Origin of the sequence: Collinsella sp. AF15-51 (assembly GCF_003462845.1) — a bacterium.
Lineage (GTDB): Bacteria > Actinomycetota > Coriobacteriia > Coriobacteriales > Coriobacteriaceae > Collinsella.
In genome coordinates, this window is the sequence record NZ_QRYG01000006.1 from 75,557 (window position 1) to 91,221 (window position 15,665).

The following is a 15,665-nucleotide window of genomic DNA, read 5'->3' on the forward strand; positions in this document are numbered from 1 at the left end:
GCGCCTACAAGAGAGGAATGTCCATGACCGCACCTGCATCCAAGCTGCTCCAGCCCATTACGGTTGGCCCCCTTGAGCTCAAGAACCGCATTATGTTCCCGCCGCTTACCACCGGCTACGAGGAGCGCGACGGTTCCATTGGCGAGCGCAGCCTGGCTTTTTACGAGCGCCTGGCCCGTGGCGGCGTGAGCTACATCGTCATCGGCGACGTCGCTCCCGTCATGACCGCGAGCCCCACGCCCAAGCTGGCGACCGACGCTCAGATTCCCACGTTTAAGGCGCTGGCCGACGCCGTCCACAAGCACGGCGCCAGGGTCGCGCTGCAGCTGTTCCACCCCGAGTACGACGTGCCCGGTGTCGGCCGCATGGTCATGGGTTCCATGGCCGCCGCCAAGGCCGCGCAGGAGGCCAAGGCCGCCGGCGACGAGGAGACCTTCGCCGCCAAGATGGCCGAGTCCAACGAGATCCGCAAGCAGGCCTACGCCAAGTTGCACCACGATATGCAGCACTTTGTGAACGAGGCGAGCGTAGAGCAGCTCACCCAGATCAAGGAGGCCATCGCCGCCTCGGCCGCCCGCGCGCAGCAGGCCGGCATCGACGCCATCGAGGTTCACGGCGACCGTCTGGTGGGTTCGCTGTGCTCGGCCATCCTCAACCAGCGCACCGACGAGTACGGTGGCTCGTTCGAGAACCGCGTTCGCTATGCGCTCGAGGTCGTCGCCGCCATTAAGGAAGCCGCGCCGCAGCTGATGGTGGAGTACAAGCTCCCCGTGATCATGGAGAACCCCGACGGCACGCCGCGCGGCAAGGGTGGCCTGCAGCCCGACGAGGCCTGCGAGTTCGCCAAGCTGCTCGAGGGCGCGGGCATCGACATGATCCAGGTCGCGCAGGCCAACCACACCGGCAACATGGGCGACACCATTCCGCCCATGGGTGCCATGCCCTACAACTGGACGCTGCCGGTGGCCGAGCGCGTCAAGGCCCTGGTCTCCGTGCCGGTGGCCACCGTCGGCCGTGTTGTTTCGGTCGAGGCCGGCGAGAAGATTCTTGAGGACGGCGCGGCCGACATTATCGCCTATGGCCGCTCGCTCATGTGCGACCCCGACATTGCGCTGAAGGCCGCCACGGGCGAGCCCATCCGCGAGTGCCTCAACTGCAACAAGGGCTGCGTCGACGCGATTCAAAACCGCAAGTACATCTCGTGCGTGCTCAATGCCGAGAACGGCGACGAGGCGACCATCGCCATTAAACCGGGTGAGGGCGACAAGAAGATCGCCGTGGTGGGCGGCGGCATCGCCGGCCTGGAGGCCGCGCGCGTGGCGGCCAAACGCGGCTACGACGTGACCGTCTATGAGGCGAGCGATCACTTGGGCGGCCAGATTGTGCTGGCGGCCGCGCCTCCGCGCAAGGATGAGATTATGCGCTCGGTCGAGTATTACGAGAAGATTCTGCCCGGCCTGGGCGTGAAGGTTGAGCTCAACCATGCCGCTAGCCCCACGGATCTCAACGCCGCCGACGCCGCGATTGTGGCTGTGGGCGCGCACGACGTGGTCATCCCCGTTCCGGGTGCCGACTCGGACAAGGTCGTCTCGAGCTGGGACGTGCTGGCCGGCAAGGTGGAGCTTACGGGCCGCGTCGCTGTCATTGGCGGTGGCCTGGTGGGCACCGAGACTGCCGAGTACCTGCTGCAGCGCGGCTGCGAGGTGGCGATCGTGGAGATGCTCGACAAGATTGCCGCGGGCGAGTCCGAGACCATTCTGCCGCTGATCATGAGCGACTTCGCCGCCCACAACGTGGAACAGCACGTTAAGACCCGCCTGACCGCCATTACCGACGAGGGCGTGGAGGCCGTGCACACCACCGAGGACGGTGCCGAGGAGCCGGTGAAGATCGCCTGCGATTACGTGGTGATGGCCGTGGGCTCCAAGGCCAACGCGTTTGACCTGGATGGCGTGACGGTGCCCGTGACCTGCGTGGGCGACTGCTCGGGCGAGCGCACCGCCGACATTGCGAGCGCCATTCGCACGGCGTATCACGCGGCCAACGAGCTGTAGTTGAACATCGCGGCCAGGCGGGGCGGTAGCACGGATCCGCCTCGCCCGGCTGTGTCCCGTCGGGTGTCAACCGGTGCGGGGCCTGCAAGCGCAGCAGGCCCCGCCCTTTTTGTTTTGCTCCGGTGGATGGCAATGCGCGGTAATCATGAGGAGTAAGGACGTCTACTGCCTTGCCGATTACTCAAAATTATTGGGGGAGGGGTTAATAATCATATCCGCTATAGCAAAGGACATAAAGAGGTGTCAATTTTGTTGACAGGCGAATGACGATTGGCTGCGAGTCATCTACCAGCGTAAATAATCGATAAAGAAATGTCGTAAATTGGTGCCAAATGCCCAGATAACGCCGCGTCTATTTTAATTAACTGCTTTGAGCAAACAGTAAAATGCTACTATCTAACTTGCACGTAAGAAAGCAGATTAACGGTTAAGGCTAAGAAGTGGCAGGTATGTCGGAAGCAACTAGGACTCGCACGCATGCGCCCGAGGTTAGGCAGCGCGCCGTCGAGATCCTCCAAGAGGGGGTCGGTCATCGCGCCCTCGCCGCGGAGCTTGGCATTCCCCAGGCCACGGCTCGTCAGTGGGCCCGCGCGTATGCCGTAGGCGGTGCCGACGCCGTTCTCAACGCCGGTTCGCATCATCACACCTATTCGTACGAAGTTAAGCTCGCCGTGGTCAAGGACCGCTTGGAAAACGGCTTAACGGTTCGCGAGGCCATGATCAAGCACAAGATTCCCAGCGAGTCTTCGGTCAAGGCTTGGTGCCGCCAGTACCGCGAGAGCGGTGAGTCCGCGCTGGTTGATAAGCCGCGCGGTCGCAAGCCGCGCGTTAAAAAGGCGGAATAGCGAACGGGATGGTGCGCCCACAGGGGCGCATTTTTCTTGCCGCGCCAACTTTTTGGACCGTCGTGAGCCTACTGGAACATCCTCCAAAGTGGTTAATAAACCGCGCGCAGTGGCCCGTGCGCCCGCCGCCGCGATAGGGGGAGCGTCGCCTCTCTGCTCCAAAGCGGACAGACTCGTTACCCCGTACGCCTAAAACTCCCCAGTTGACCGAAAACCCGCCGCCGCTACTCCTCAACTGAGCTATAACGTTAAACAATTGCAGCGTTTTTGCATGGGGGAGTGATGGTATGACGCTACTGTATTTCCTTACCCTGTTTCCGCTGGTACCGGCGCTGGGCATGCTGCTCGTGCGCGGTGACCGCGCCCGCGATGCGGTGGGGCTCATAGGCTCTGGCATCATTATGGCGGTGACGGTTGTAGTCGCCGTCATGTTTTTTGGCACGGGCCCGCAGAGCTTCGAGGTTGCCCCCGGCACCTCGCATGTGCTCTCGATCATCAGCTCCGTCATCGACGTGATCCTGTGCGCCGTCATCCTGTACAACGCGCGTAAATATAAGAGCACGCTCACCACGGTGCTCGGCGTGGTGCAGCTGGTGGGTTCGGTTGCCTTCGCTGCCATGACGCTGCCCGCGGCCGAGGTTGTCACCGCCACGCCGCTCTACCTGGATTACATGAGTGTGATCATGGTCCTCGCCGTCGGCATTGTCGGCAGCCTAATCTGCGTGTATGCCCTGGGCTACATGAAGGACTTCCAGGCCCATGACGAGCACGAGGCTGCGCTGCGCGGGCAGACGGCGCCCGACCGACGCCCGCAGTTCCTGGCGCTTATGTTCCTGTTCCTCTCGGCCATGTTCGTCATCGTGACGAGCGACAACCTTGAGTGGCTGTTCTGCGGCTGGGAAATCACCACCGTGTGCTCGTTCCTCATGATTGGCTACACGCGCACGCCCGAGGCCATCAAGAACGCCTTCACCCAGATCATCCTCAACATGCTGGGCGGTATCGCGTTTTTGGTGGGCCTTATGTTCTTGCACCTTAACGGCATGTCGCTGACCATTTCGGGCATGATCGAGCTTTCCGGCGCCGGAACCGCGCAATCCGCGCTGCTGGTGATGCCGGTCGTTCTGCTGTCGCTCGCCGCACTCACCAAGGCCGCACAGATGCCGTTCCACACTTGGCTGTTGGGTGCCATGGTTGCCCCCACGCCCACGAGCGCCCTGCTGCACTCGTCCACCATGGTCAAAGCCGGCGTGTTCCTGATGGTCAAGCTCAGCCCGCTCTATGCCATCTATCCCGTGACCGGCTTTATGGTCACGAGCGTGGGCGCCATCACGTTTTTGCTCGCTGCCCTCATGGCCATCTCGCAGAGCAACGCCAAACGCGTGCTTGCGTACTCCACCATTTCCAACTTGGGCCTTATCAGCGCCTGCCTGGGTGTCGGCGCGCCAGAGGCCGTGTGGGCCGCGATTTTCCTGATCCTGTTCCATACGGTGGCAAAGTCGCTGCTGTTCCTGTGCGTGGGCACGGCCGAGCATCATATCGGCAGCCGCAATATCGAGGACATGGACGGTATGTTCAGCCGCATGCCGCACCTGACGCGCCTGATGATGCTGGGCATTATGGGCATGTTCGTGGCACCGTTTGGCATGCTCGTGTCCAAGTGGGGCGCCCTGGTGGCGTTTGCCCAGACCGGCAACGTGCTCATGATCATGGTGCTTGCCTTTGGCTCGGCCGCGACGTTCTTCTTCTGGGGCAAGTGGCTTGCCAAGCTTTCGGGCGTCGACCCCACGGCTCAAAACGTTGAGGTCAATGTCCATAAGACCGAATGGATGGCCCTCAACACCATCGCCGCGCTGCTGATTCTGTGCTGCGTGGCGTTCCCGGTTATCTCGAGCGGTCTGGTGTCGCCTTACTTGGCCATGGTGTTTGGCCGCGTGCCGTACGTTATTGGCAAGGATGCCATGTATCTGATGGTGGTTATCGTGGCTTTTATCGCCGTGGTGCTGCTGACTTCATTCCGCGTGAGCAACAAACCGCACGTAAACGTATATCTTTCGGGTGTGGGAACCGACAATTACCGCCATTTCCGCGGCTCGATGGGACGCGAGGTGAAGGCCGAAAAGCGCAATTGGTACTCGGAGGATGCCCTTGGCGAGAAGCGTATCGGCCCCGCGGGTAGCGTCGTGTGCTGCAGCATTATCTTGTTTGCGCTGCTGTGTTGCGCGTGGATTGGGCCCGAGCGGCTTGCCATGAGCGCGCCCTCGGTGCTGCGCGGCAAGTATTTCGAAGGCTCGGGCGTCGTGGGCATTTTTATTGGCACCGTGGCGTTTGCTTTGCTGGCGCCGCTTGTGGGCGGCCTGATCGACGGCCTTGACCGTAAGCTTTCGGCTCGCATGCAGGGCCGCGTGGGTCCGCGTCTGCTGCAGCCCTTCTACGACGTTGCCAAGCTGCTGCGCAAGGCCCCTGCCAGCGTAAACACCATGGACGATACCTATATGGCATGTGCGCTCATCTTTACCGTGGTAGGCGGCGGCATCTTTGTGTCGGGTTCCAACACGCTGCTGTGCGCTTTTATGGTGACGCTCGCCGCGATCTTTGTGGTGCTGGCGTCCGCCTCGACGCAAAGCCCGTTTGCGCAGGTCGGCGCCGATCGCGAGCTGCTGCAGGTTATGAGCTACGAGCCCGCCGTTCTGCTGATGAGCGTGGGCCTGTACCTTGCCACCGACAGCTTCGATTCCATTGCCGTGACGGGGCAGTCGGCGCCCATCATCGTGTACAGTGCGCCCATTTTCCTTGCGCTGCTCGCGGTGCTCACCATCAAGCTGCGTAAGTCGCCGTTTGACCTTTCGTACTCGCATCACGCGCATCAGGAGATTGTCCAGGGCGTCGCCACCGAGATGAGCGGCAGCACGCTGGCCAAGATGACCCTTATGCACTGGTGCGAGACCGTGCTGTTTTTGATGTGGGTGGGCATGTTCTTTGTTTGGGACAACCCGGTGAGCTGGGTGGTCGCCCTGGTCGTCATGGCCGCGACGTATTTTGTCGAGGTGCTGATCGACAACACCTTCGCCCGTAGCACCTGGCGCAGCTGCTTTAAGCTCGGCTGGGGCGTGGCGCTGGTGTTTGGCCTGCTCAACCTTATGCCCATCCTCGTCGACGTGTTTATTTAGGAGGCGGCATCCATGGATCATAAAATGTCGCGCTCGCCGTGGGTTATTCATTACGACGGCTCGAGCTGCAACGGATGCGATATCGAGGTGCTTGCTTCGCTCACGCCACTGTTCGACGCGGAGCGCTTTGGCGTGGTCAACACCGGCAACCCCAAGCATGCGGATATCTTTTTGGTGACGGGGTCGGTCAATGCCCAGAACCTGCCCGTCGTGCGCCAGATCTACAACCAGATGCTCGAGCCCAAGTGCGTGGTGGCCTGCGGCATCTGCGCGTGTTCGGGCGGCGTATTCCGCGATGCCTATAACGTGATCGGCGGCGTGGACCGCGCAATCCCCGTGGACGTGTACGCGCCCGGGTGTGCCATTCGCCCCGAGACCATGATCGATGCCATCGTGGAGGCGTGCGGCATCCTGGACCAGAAGGAGGCCGTGATGCGCGCCGGCGGCGATCCGCTTACCGTGGGCGGTGCCGCTACCTGGGACGGTGGTGTTGAGCTGGGCGAGGACGGGTTTGTGGCAGCTGCGGGGGCCGGCGACGCGACCGCCGGGAAGTCCGCCACGCCCGCCGCTGCAAAGGAGGCCGAGTAATGCAAAAGGCTATCTATACCACCGTCGGGATCGACGAGCTCCTGTCGCATGTCCAGGCGCTTAAGGGCGTCGGTGCACGCTTTGTGCAAATGCACGCCGAGCGCAGCGTCGACGACGGCTCGTATCGCTTGGTCTATACGTTTATCAACGTTCGTGCTGCTCAGAAGCATATTGCGCAGGACGGCAGCTATGCGATTGAGAGCCTGGTGGTCAAGGGCATCGATCAGTACCAGGAGATTCCGTCCATCAGCTCGTACTATCCGGCGGTATTTCCGTTTGAGAACGAAGCGCACGACCTGTTTGGGCTTGCCATCACCGACATGCAGATCGACTTTAAAGGCTTTTTCTACCAGGTTTCGACTGCCGAGCCCATGAGCGTTATCACGCCCGAGGTGAAGGCTGCGCGCGAGAAGGCCATGAAGGTCCGCGCGGCTGCCGAGGCCAAGGCGCGCAAAGCCGCGGCCGAGAAGGCCGCCGCGGCTGCGGCCGCTGCGGGGGAGGGCGTTGTGGGCGCTGGCGATGCTGCGGGCGCCTCTGCTCAGCCCGCTGCGGCAACCGGCTCCGATGCTCAGCACGATGAGGCTGCTGCGAAGGCCGCGCTCAAGGCCGCCGAGATGGAGGCAAAGCTCGCCGCCATGGATCCCGAGAAAGCGGCCAAGGTCCGCGCGGCGCTTGCCGCCAAGGCCGCCCGCGACAAGCAGAAAGAGGAGGCGTAAGGCCCATGGCACATCGCTCCGTTATTCCGTTTGGCCCGCAGCACCCGGTGCTGCCCGAGCCGCTTCATCTGGACCTGGTGATCGAGGACGACCGCGTCATCGAGGCAATTCCGCAGATCGGCTTTGTGCACCGCGGGCTCGAGAAGCTCACCGAAAAGCGCGATATGCATCAGTTTGGCTACATCGCCGAGCGCATCTGCGGCATTTGCGCCGTGGGCCACAGCTGCGGCTATGCCAGCGCCTGCGAACGCATGCTCGACATCGAGGTGCCCGGCCGCGTGCAGTATATTCGCACCATTCTGCACGAGCTTTCGCGCATCCACTCGCATCTGCTGTGGCTGGGCCTGCTCGCCGACGCCTTTGGTTTTGAGGCGCTGTTCTATCGGTCGTGGACCCTGCGCGAGCAGATTCTCAAGATCTTTGAGCGCACGTGCGGCGGGCGTGTGATTCTGTCGATTAACGAGATCGGCGGCCTTAAGCACGATATCGAGGACTCCGAGCTGGCGGGCATTGTCCAGACGCTCGACGCCATGCGCCCCGACTACGAGGCCCTGGTGCATACGTTTTTGGACGACGACAGCTGCGGCGAGCGTCTGCATGGCGTGGGCGTGATCAGCAAGAAGGACGCGCTGGAGCTTTCGATGGTCGGCCCGTTTGGGCGCGCCTCGGGCGTGGACTATGACGTGCGCATGTTTGGCGACGGCGCCTATGCGGATCTGGCTGCGTTTGAGCCAATTGTCGCTACCGATGGCGACTGCTATGCCCGCTGCCAGGTGCGTTGCGCCGAGGTCACGCAGGCTATGGACATCATCAAGGAGCTTGTGGGCAAGATTCCGCACGACGGTATCGGTGGGCGCACCAAGCTTACGCCAGCCGACGGCGCGCGCGGCGAGGTTGTGATTGAGCAGCCGCGCGGCGAGGCGTATTACTATGTGCGCGGCAACGGCACCAAGAACTTGGACCGTTTTCGCGTGCGCACGCCGACGTCGCAAAATCTGGCGGGTCTGACGCATGCGCTGCAGGGCGTGCTCATTGCCAACGTGCCCATGATTATCCTGACCATCGACCCCTGCATTAGCTGCACGGAAAGGTAGGCACGGCATGAGTTTGCTGACATTTGCCAAGACGGCCTTGGGTTCTATGGTCAAGCAGCCGGTAACGGTGCGCTATCCGCAGGAGAAGCTCGCGGCACCCGAGCGCCTGCGCGGGCATATCGTCAACGATATGGACGTGTGCATCTGCTGCGGCATGTGCGCGCGCCGTTGCCCGGCGGGTGCACTTGCGGTCGATCGCAAGGGCGGAACGTGGTCGATTGACCCGTATGCCTGCGTGGTGTGCGGTGAGTGCATCGAGAGCTGCCCCAAGCACTGCCTGACTATGGACACCGCCCGCACTCCAGTCGCAGCGGACAAGACTCCCACAGTAGAAACCAAACCGGAATAGCGCTGGAATAGAACTGGAATAGGGGCCGGTGGGGCAAAAATGCCCCACCGGCCCCGCGCGTGAACGCGTGTGCGGGCCGCCACGCGACCCGTCCAGCCCGAAAATGACCCGCCTGCCACGAAATGGGCCCATTTACTACTTTTGGGCGCCAATCCCCAACCACGGCAAAAAATGTGAAAACAAAACCGCAGGTAGAACGCCTGCGGTTTTCCGGAAAACGGGGGTATGGTCGGGGGTATCGAGTCAAACGTAGTAGATGGGCAGGTTTCGTGGCGAGCGGTTCCAGCTGATCCCTTGGGAACGGAGGAAAACGGATCATTTTGGTCTCGCGAGGCTTGCGGAGGCGCTCGTGCAGGGCCGCCCGAACAAAACTATGCCGGTTTACTACGATGAACTCGACATTCCCGACCATGACTGCATTTTTCTAAATATCGCAAGCGTTCTACCTGCGGTTTTGGAAGCGCGCAATTTGCCGTGGTCGAAGGTGGGCGATTCATCGTAGTAAACCGACATAGTTTTGAAATGGCATTAAATCGATAGCAGCCATTTTGCTATGCCGGGGTGGTCGGTTGTTGGGTAATTACCCTCGCAGGTAGGCGATGGCGATCTGCGTGCGGTTGCGTAGGCCCATTTTGGCAAGGATCGAGCTGATGTGGTTGCGCACCGTGCCTTCGCCCATGTAAGCGGCGGCGGCAATCTCCTTGTTATCGAGGCCGCGGGCGATGAGCTCGGCGACTTCGAACTCACGGTCGGTCAGGCTGGCAAAGGCGGCGGGTCGGCGAGGCGTGCTGGCATCGGCGCCTGTCCCGTCAAAATCGATGTCCTCGATCGCCTTGCCCTCGAGCACGCGTTTGCCGTCCATGACCTGCGCCAACGCCGGTGGAATAGCGGCGACATCGGTTTTGATCAGGTAGCCGCGGGCGCCCAGCTTGAGCGCCGACACAATGTACTCGTCATCCGAGAATGTTGTCAGAAACACCACGCGCGCCGCAGGGTCGCGCTCGAGGATCTCGCGCGCCGCCGATAGGCCGTCGCGTCCCGGCATCTGAATGTCGAGCAGTGCAATATCGGGTGCGTGTTCGGCATAGAGCGAAACCGCGTCGTTGCCGTTGGCGCCGGTGCCCACTACCTCGATCTGCGGCTGGGCGCCCAGGATAATCTTGAGCGAATCGACCACTAGGCGGTCGTCGTCGACAACAATGAGCCTCATCGGGCCTCATCTCCTTGCTGTTTGGGGACGGTGGCAAACACGCGCCAGCCGCCGACGCCGGCGCGCGGGCCGGCGGTGAAGGTGCCGCCAAGCGCCTCGACGCGCTCGCGCATGGAGCCGAGCCCCATGCCCTCGGCGGCGCCGCGACCGCCCGTCTGGGTCCCGCCCATGCCATCGTCGGTAACGATGAGCTGGTAAAACGATGGATGCTCCATGCATCGCACAGCAACGTTTTGCGCGCGGGCGTGGCGCATGGTGTTGGATAGCGCCTCGCGCAGGACCGCCGCAAAGCAGTTGGCGACGTTTGCGGGCGCATGTTCGGTCATAACTTCAAGCTCAATCTGCGGGCCGCCGTCCGAGCGTGCGCCTTCAACAATGCGTTCGAGCTGCACGGAAAGATCGACGGCGTTGTCGTTGAGCGCGTGGACGCTGGTGCGCACAAGCTGGAGCGCCTCGTCAACGGTGTGCTTGACGTCGGCGAAATCGGCGGCGACGCCGGGTTCATCGGCGTGGACTATGCACAGGGCCTCGGTCTGCAGCGAGGTACGCGTGAGCTGGTGCCCGACGTTATCGTGGATCTCGCGCGCGATGCGGGCGCGTTCGGCGAGCGTCGCGAGCTCGACTTCGTAGTCCTGGCGATCGGCAAGATCGCGGTTGCGCGCTTCGAGCGCGAGGGCTCGTTCCTGCAGCTCGTCGCGGGTGCGGCGCATGCGCTGCTGCTCGCGTTCCAACTGGGCGGTGCGCAGCGATAGCAAGGTAGCGGCAACCGAAAGGATGGCAGTCAGCAGGAGCGTTCGGGCGGTGAGCGCGTCGGTGCGAAGGTCCGCGACAAGCGCAAAGACAAAGGTGGCGCCAATGCCCAGCGCGGCCCAGGCGTGCTCACGGCGCACCCGCCGCGCGATGTCATAGAGGGCGAGAGGCGCAAACGGCACAAACGGCGGCACGAAGACAGCCGCGATGATGTAAGCGCAGCTCGCGGTCTCGCTCGCGCGCCGGGCGCTTTTCCCCTGCGCGAGCTCAGCCAGCGAGGTGGCAATAACGCCAAGGCAAAACGCCGCGACCAGGCGAGCGTCCACAGCAAGGCCCAGAGCGGCTGCGATACAGCACGCCAGCACAATCGATTTGTCGAAAAGCCTGTTCATACGGGTATTGTACGCGAAGCCGCGCGTGGTGGAGGGGCCGCCCGGGGCAACCGTGACATTCCTCCCGCGCGGCAAATCGGCGTCGATCGCTCGCGCGAGCGGGGGTTTCGCCTCCGCCCCCCCTCACTCGTGACAAAGCTCACTGGTGCGCGCCGCCCGCTCCTGCGATGATGAAATCGTACCGGGCCACGACCAACAGAAGGGCCGCCTCATGACAGACATCGTCCATGTCGAAAACCTCGTCAAGCGCTATGACGATCTTATTGCGCTCGACCACTTTAACCTGAGCATCGCCCCCGGCGAGATCTTTGGCCTGCTGGGCCCCAACGGCTCGGGCAAGACCACGTCCATCAACTGTATCCTGCAGCTGCTCGCCTACGACAAAGGCACCATCGAGCTGTTCGGCGAGCCCATGACGCCCGCCCGCTACGACCTCAAGCGCCGCATCGGCGTGGTGCCGCAGCAGGTGGCGGTGTTTGACGAGCTCACGGTGCGCGAGAACATCGACTATTTCTGCAGCCTCTACGTTAACGACCGCAAGCGCCGCCGCGCGCTGGTGGACGAGGCGATCGACTTTGTCGGGCTGGGCGACTTTACCAAGTTTCGTCCCGGCAAGCTTTCGGGCGGACTGGCGCGCCGCCTCAACATTGCCTGCGGCATCGCACACAAGCCCGAGCTCATCTTCTTTGACGAGCCCACGGTGGCGGTCGACCCCCAGAGCCGCAACGCCATCCTGGAGGGCATCTGCCGCCTGCGCGACGAGGGCGCTACGGTGGTGTATACCAGCCATTACATGGAGGAGGTCGAGCAGATCTGCAGCCGCATCATGATCATGGACGGCGGCCGCGTGCTGGCGCAGGGCACCAACGACGAGCTTAAGCGCATGATCCAGATGGGCGAGCGCGTGACTGTTGAGGTCGGTGCCGTCGAGGCCGCCACGGTCGAGCGACTGCGCGCCCTCGAGCACGTGCTTTCGGTCGAGCTGTCCGGCGGCGAGCTCGTCTGCACCTGCGAGGCGAGTCCGCACAATCTGGTCGACATCCTCGACACGCTGCGTGCTGCCGACGTGGCGCTCGGCCGCGTGTGGAGCGAACCGCCGACCCTCAACGACGTGTTCCTCGAGATCACCGGCCGCGAGCTGCGCGACTAGGGGGCAGCCATGTTCAACACCATCATCACTACGGTCAAGACGCTGCTGCGCCGGCCGAGCACGTGGGTCTGGGGTGCTCTCTTTCCCGTCGCACTTTCCACGATGTTCATGTTTATGTTTGCTAACCTCAGCTCCGACGGCAAGATCGACCCGGTGCCGGTTGCCGTCGTGGCGGACGAGGCTTGGGACGCTTCGACCTTTAAGGGCGTGGCGACGTCGCTTGCCAAGGAAGACAACGATCAGCTGCTCGAGATCCACGAGTGCGAGGATGTGGACGCCGCGAACCGTGCGCTCAAGTCCGGCGAGGTCGCGGGCATCTATACGGTTGATGCCGCGGGCACGCCCAGGCTCACGCTGCTGTCGAGTTACGACAGCTCGCGCGCCTCGTCGGTGCTCACCGACCGCAGCATCCTTGAAACGGTGGCAAGCTCGTATACGCAAAATGTCGAGCTCATGCGCCAGATTGCCCAGGACAACCCGGCGGCGCTCGCCGATCCGGCGGCGGTTGCGCACGCCCTGTCGCTCGAGGGCGGAACCCGCCGCATGAGCCTGACTCGTGCCACGCCCGATGGCACGGTCATCTACTATTACGCGCTTTTTGGCCTGGTCGCGATGATGTCTGCCGAGTTTGCCGCCTTGAGCGTCGTCGATTTGCAGCCTAATCTGTCGGGCCTTGGCGCGCGCCGCTGCGTGGGCGGTCTTTCCAAGACGGCGTCGCTGGCCGGCATTTTTGTCGGCTCGTGGCTGGTTTCCTTTGCATCGATGGCGGTTGCGATCGGCTACGTGCGCCTGGTCGTGGGCGTCGACTTTGGCGGGCGCGAGGGGTTGTGCCTGCTGGGCGGGGCTGCATCCGCGCTTGCCGCCACGGGCCTGGGGCTTTTTGTGGGCACGCTTCCCGTTAAGGGCGGCAAGGCATCCAAGTCGGGCATCCTCACGGGCTTTGCCACCACGTGCGCCCTGTTTGCCGGCCTCTACGGCGAGCCGGCGATGGCGCTTGCCGACGACGTCGCCCGCGCTTGTCCGGTCGAGTGCTGGCTCAACCCCGTCAAGCTCATCTGCGACATGTTCAATCGCCTGTATTTCTTTGAGGACCTGGGGCCCTTCGCTGTTCGCGCCGGCGCGCTCGTCCTGATGGCCCTGGTGTTTGTCGCCGCCGCTACGCTGATCTTTGGAAGGAGCCGCTATGAGCACCTTTAAGACCGCGCTTCGCATGGCGCTGGCGCACCCGTTCTACCTGCTCATCTATACGGTGTTCATCTCGCTCATGGGCGTATTCATCGCGGCTTCGGTGAGCTGGAACTCGTCGCAGCTTACCGAGTACAAGCCCTACGACACCAACGTGATCGTGGTCGACCGCGACAATAGCGACCTTTCGCGGGCGCTTACCAAGCACCTGGGCTCACGCTTTGACCTGGTCACGGGCGTCGGCGACGACACATACGACCTTGCCGACGCGCTCTCCAAGAGCAACAGCGCCAAGGGCAGTGCCGATTGCGTGTTCTTTATCCCGGAGGGGTTTGAGGACGATCTTGTTGCAGCCGCCCGTGCGGGGGAGGCCCTGCCCAAGCTCGACGTGACCTATGGTTCCGGCACCATGGCGGCGGCGCTTTCGTCCGCCGAGGCCTCGCGCTGGATCTCGCTCGCGGGCGCTGCGGCGGCGCTTGAACCCGCTGCCTCCAACGGTGACGTCGCAAGGGCCGCCGAGCACGCGGCCGCAAAGCGCGCGGAGGTCCAGATCGAGCAGGTCAAGGTCGACTCGACTGCTGCTACCACGCTCGAGTCGTACTTCAACTTTGGCGCGTACGCGATCATCTCGTCGGTCATCGTGTCGGTGGGACTGGTGTTTTCGGGCATGAACGAGCCCGAGCGCGTGCGCCGCATGGATGCCAGCCCGGTCTCTGAGCGCCAGCGTTCGCTCGCTGTGTTCGCGGCCGCCGCCGTGCTCGCCGTCTGCATCTGGCTCGTGTCGAGCATGATGGGCGTCGTGGGCTTTGCCAGCGCGGTTGCCGAGGTCGGCGTGGGTCGCGTGTGCCTAGCGCTGGCGGCAACGTTTGCCCTGGCGTGCACGCCGCTGGCTGTTGGCTTTATGCTGTCGAGCCTGGGTGCGCGCGAGGAGCTGCTCAACGGTGTGGGCAACTTACTCGGCATGCTCATGACGTTTTTGGGTGGCGCCTGGATGCCGCTGTCGCTGATGGGTTCGGCCGTGCAGACGGTGGCGCACTTTGTGCCGACGTATTGGGTGAACGACGCGATCGGCAAGGCGCTTACCTCTGACCTGACGTCTGCCGCGCTGGACGACATCGCCTGCGACCTGGGCGTCACGGTGCTCTTCGCCGCCGCCATCGCCGCCGTAGGCCTAGCCCTCGCCCACAACAAATCCAGCGTCTAGCCACCTAGTCATTGGGGACAATCTTTGCCGATCCGCCGGCAGGGCTGGCAGGGACTGTCCCAATATGTCGGCACTTGGGGACCACTCATTGGGGACAGACTTAAATGAGCGATTTCACTCATTTAAGTCTGTCCCCAATGAGTAGGTTGGAAAATAGTTCGCGCACGTCGCTTAAAAATAGTTCGCCCGGGTTTACTATTAGCCTAGAAAAGTAGCAGAAGGCTAACAACGGGGGATAGCATGGCGACAAAGCGTGCCTACGTCCAGGTCAACGGACTCAAGAAACACTACGGCGACGGCGATGCGCGCCTGACGGTACTCGACGGCATCGACACGTCCATCAACCGCGGCGAGATCTGCGTCATGCTGGGGCCCTCGGGCTCGGGCAAGTCGACCTTTCTCAACCTGATCGGCGGCCTGGAGGATGCCGACGGCGGCTCCATCATGGTGGACGGCTGCGATCTCACGGCGCTCAAGCCCGCCGATCTGGGCGAGTACCGACGCCGCGAGCTGGGCTTTGTCTTCCAGTTCTACAACCTGGTGCCCGACCTTACCATCAAGGAAAACATCGAGGTCACGGCACACCTGTCCAAAAACCCGCTCAATGTCGACGATCTGCTGCGTTCGCTGGGCCTCTACGAGCACCGCAACAAGTTTCCGCGCCAGGTCTCGGGCGGCCAGCAGCAGCGCTGCGCCATCGGTCGTGCGCTCGTCAAAAACCCGGGCCTGCTGCTGTGCGACGAGCCCACGGGCGCGCTCGACTACAAGACATCCAAGGAAATCTTGCAGCTCATGGAGGACGTCAACCGCACTTACGGCTGCACCATCATCATTGTCACCCACAATGCCGCCATCGCGCGCATGGCAAATCGCGTGCTGCGCCTGCGCGACGGGCGCATCGTCGAGGACGAGCTCAACGAGTCGCCCGTCGCGGCCGCCGAGCTCGATTGGTAGGCGG

The 15,665-nt window shown here is 62.8% G+C and carries 13 protein-coding genes; 11 read left to right on the top strand and 2 right to left on the bottom strand.

Annotated features, from left to right (window positions below; genetic code table 11):
- Positions 1-23: 23 nt before the first annotated feature.
- The 7 genes from bilR (at position 24) to DWW51_RS04670 (ending at position 8,816) form a co-directional block, all read left to right on the top strand.
- Complete coding sequence (gene bilR, locus DWW51_RS04640; protein ID WP_231501572.1) at positions 24-2,054, top strand: bilirubin reductase, long form; 2,031 nt, start codon at positions 24-26, stop codon at positions 2,052-2,054.
- Positions 2,055-2,503: 449 nt separating this feature from the next.
- Entirely contained in the window at positions 2,504-2,899 is a 396-nt protein-coding gene (locus DWW51_RS04645; protein ID WP_089573462.1) for a helix-turn-helix domain-containing protein, read from the top strand.
- 287 nt (positions 2,900-3,186) lie between these two features.
- Positions 3,187-6,069 carry a proton-conducting transporter membrane subunit gene (locus DWW51_RS04650; RefSeq protein ID WP_117773675.1) on the top strand — a complete coding sequence of 961 codons (2,883 nt, stop codon included), beginning with the start codon at positions 3,187-3,189 and terminating at the stop codon, positions 6,067-6,069.
- Positions 6,070-6,081: 12 nt separating this feature from the next.
- Positions 6,082-6,657, top strand: a complete 576-nt coding sequence (locus tag DWW51_RS04655; RefSeq protein WP_117773676.1) for an NADH-quinone oxidoreductase subunit B family protein — start codon at positions 6,082-6,084, stop codon at positions 6,655-6,657.
- The gene (locus tag DWW51_RS04660; protein WP_117773677.1) at positions 6,657-7,373 is read left to right on the top strand and encodes an NADH-quinone oxidoreductase subunit C; all 717 of its coding nucleotides are present in this window, start codon (positions 6,657-6,659) and stop codon (positions 7,371-7,373) included. The genes DWW51_RS04655 and DWW51_RS04660 overlap by 1 nt, the downstream gene beginning before the upstream one ends.
- A gap of 5 nt (positions 7,374-7,378) precedes the next feature.
- Entirely contained in the window at positions 7,379-8,467 is a 1,089-nt protein-coding gene (locus tag DWW51_RS04665; protein ID WP_117773678.1) for a nickel-dependent hydrogenase large subunit, read from the top strand.
- Between the two features lie 7 nt (positions 8,468-8,474).
- Positions 8,475-8,816 (top strand): 4Fe-4S dicluster domain-containing protein, encoded by a 342-nt coding sequence (locus DWW51_RS04670; RefSeq protein ID WP_117773679.1) that lies wholly within the window; start codon positions 8,475-8,477, stop codon positions 8,814-8,816.
- A 580-nt stretch (positions 8,817-9,396) separates the two neighbouring features.
- Here DWW51_RS04670 and DWW51_RS04680 read toward each other — a convergent pair.
- Positions 9,397-10,026 carry a response regulator transcription factor gene (locus tag DWW51_RS04680; RefSeq protein WP_117766276.1) on the bottom strand — a complete coding sequence of 210 codons (630 nt, stop codon included), beginning with the start codon at positions 10,024-10,026 and terminating at the stop codon, positions 9,397-9,399.
- The gene (locus tag DWW51_RS04685; RefSeq protein WP_117778699.1) at positions 10,023-11,168 is read right to left on the bottom strand and encodes a sensor histidine kinase; all 1,146 of its coding nucleotides are present in this window, start codon (positions 11,166-11,168) and stop codon (positions 10,023-10,025) included. The genes DWW51_RS04680 and DWW51_RS04685 overlap by 4 nt, the downstream gene beginning before the upstream one ends.
- 211 nt (positions 11,169-11,379) lie before the next feature.
- Here DWW51_RS04685 and DWW51_RS04690 point away from each other — a divergent pair, with 211 nt between their 5' ends.
- The 4 genes from DWW51_RS04690 (at position 11,380) to DWW51_RS04705 (ending at position 15,661) form a co-directional block, all read left to right on the top strand.
- The gene (locus tag DWW51_RS04690; protein ID WP_117773693.1) at positions 11,380-12,318 is read left to right on the top strand and encodes an ABC transporter ATP-binding protein; all 939 of its coding nucleotides are present in this window, start codon (positions 11,380-11,382) and stop codon (positions 12,316-12,318) included.
- A 9-nt stretch (positions 12,319-12,327) separates the two neighbouring features.
- Entirely contained in the window at positions 12,328-13,515 is a 1,188-nt protein-coding gene (locus DWW51_RS04695) for an ABC transporter permease (RefSeq protein WP_117766270.1), read from the top strand.
- Positions 13,502-14,707 (top strand): ABC transporter permease, encoded by a 1,206-nt coding sequence (locus tag DWW51_RS04700; RefSeq protein ID WP_117637170.1) that lies wholly within the window; start codon positions 13,502-13,504, stop codon positions 14,705-14,707. Before DWW51_RS04695 ends, DWW51_RS04700 begins: the two co-directional genes overlap by 14 nt.
- Positions 14,708-14,947: 240 nt before the next feature.
- A complete protein-coding gene (locus tag DWW51_RS04705) occupies positions 14,948-15,661 on the top strand; it encodes an ABC transporter ATP-binding protein (protein WP_117773681.1) in 714 nt (237 codons plus the stop codon).
- The last annotated feature ends 4 nt before the right edge of the window (positions 15,662-15,665 follow it).

Excerpts from the sequence above, each read along its gene's own strand:
- bilR (WP_231501572.1), top strand. The coding sequence starts at position 24 with ATGACCGCACCTGCATCCAAGCTGCTCCAGCCCATTACGGTTGGCCCC.
- DWW51_RS04645 (WP_089573462.1), top strand. The coding sequence starts at position 2,504 with ATGTCGGAAGCAACTAGGACTCGCACGCATGCGCCCGAGGTTAGGCAG.
- DWW51_RS04650 (WP_117773675.1), top strand. The coding sequence starts at position 3,187 with ATGACGCTACTGTATTTCCTTACCCTGTTTCCGCTGGTACCGGCGCTG.
- DWW51_RS04655 (WP_117773676.1), top strand. The coding sequence starts at position 6,082 with ATGGATCATAAAATGTCGCGCTCGCCGTGGGTTATTCATTACGACGGC.
- DWW51_RS04660 (WP_117773677.1), top strand. The coding sequence starts at position 6,657 with ATGCAAAAGGCTATCTATACCACCGTCGGGATCGACGAGCTCCTGTCG.
- DWW51_RS04665 (WP_117773678.1), top strand. The coding sequence starts at position 7,379 with ATGGCACATCGCTCCGTTATTCCGTTTGGCCCGCAGCACCCGGTGCTG.
- DWW51_RS04670 (WP_117773679.1), top strand. The coding sequence starts at position 8,475 with ATGAGTTTGCTGACATTTGCCAAGACGGCCTTGGGTTCTATGGTCAAG.
- DWW51_RS04680 (WP_117766276.1), bottom strand. The coding sequence starts at position 10,026 with ATGAGGCTCATTGTTGTCGACGACGACCGCCTAGTGGTCGATTCGCTC.
- DWW51_RS04685 (WP_117778699.1), bottom strand. The coding sequence starts at position 11,168 with ATGAACAGGCTTTTCGACAAATCGATTGTGCTGGCGTGCTGTATCGCA.
- DWW51_RS04690 (WP_117773693.1), top strand. The coding sequence starts at position 11,380 with ATGACAGACATCGTCCATGTCGAAAACCTCGTCAAGCGCTATGACGAT.
- DWW51_RS04695 (WP_117766270.1), top strand. The coding sequence starts at position 12,328 with ATGTTCAACACCATCATCACTACGGTCAAGACGCTGCTGCGCCGGCCG.
- DWW51_RS04700 (WP_117637170.1), top strand. The coding sequence starts at position 13,502 with ATGAGCACCTTTAAGACCGCGCTTCGCATGGCGCTGGCGCACCCGTTC.
- DWW51_RS04705 (WP_117773681.1), top strand. The coding sequence starts at position 14,948 with ATGGCGACAAAGCGTGCCTACGTCCAGGTCAACGGACTCAAGAAACAC.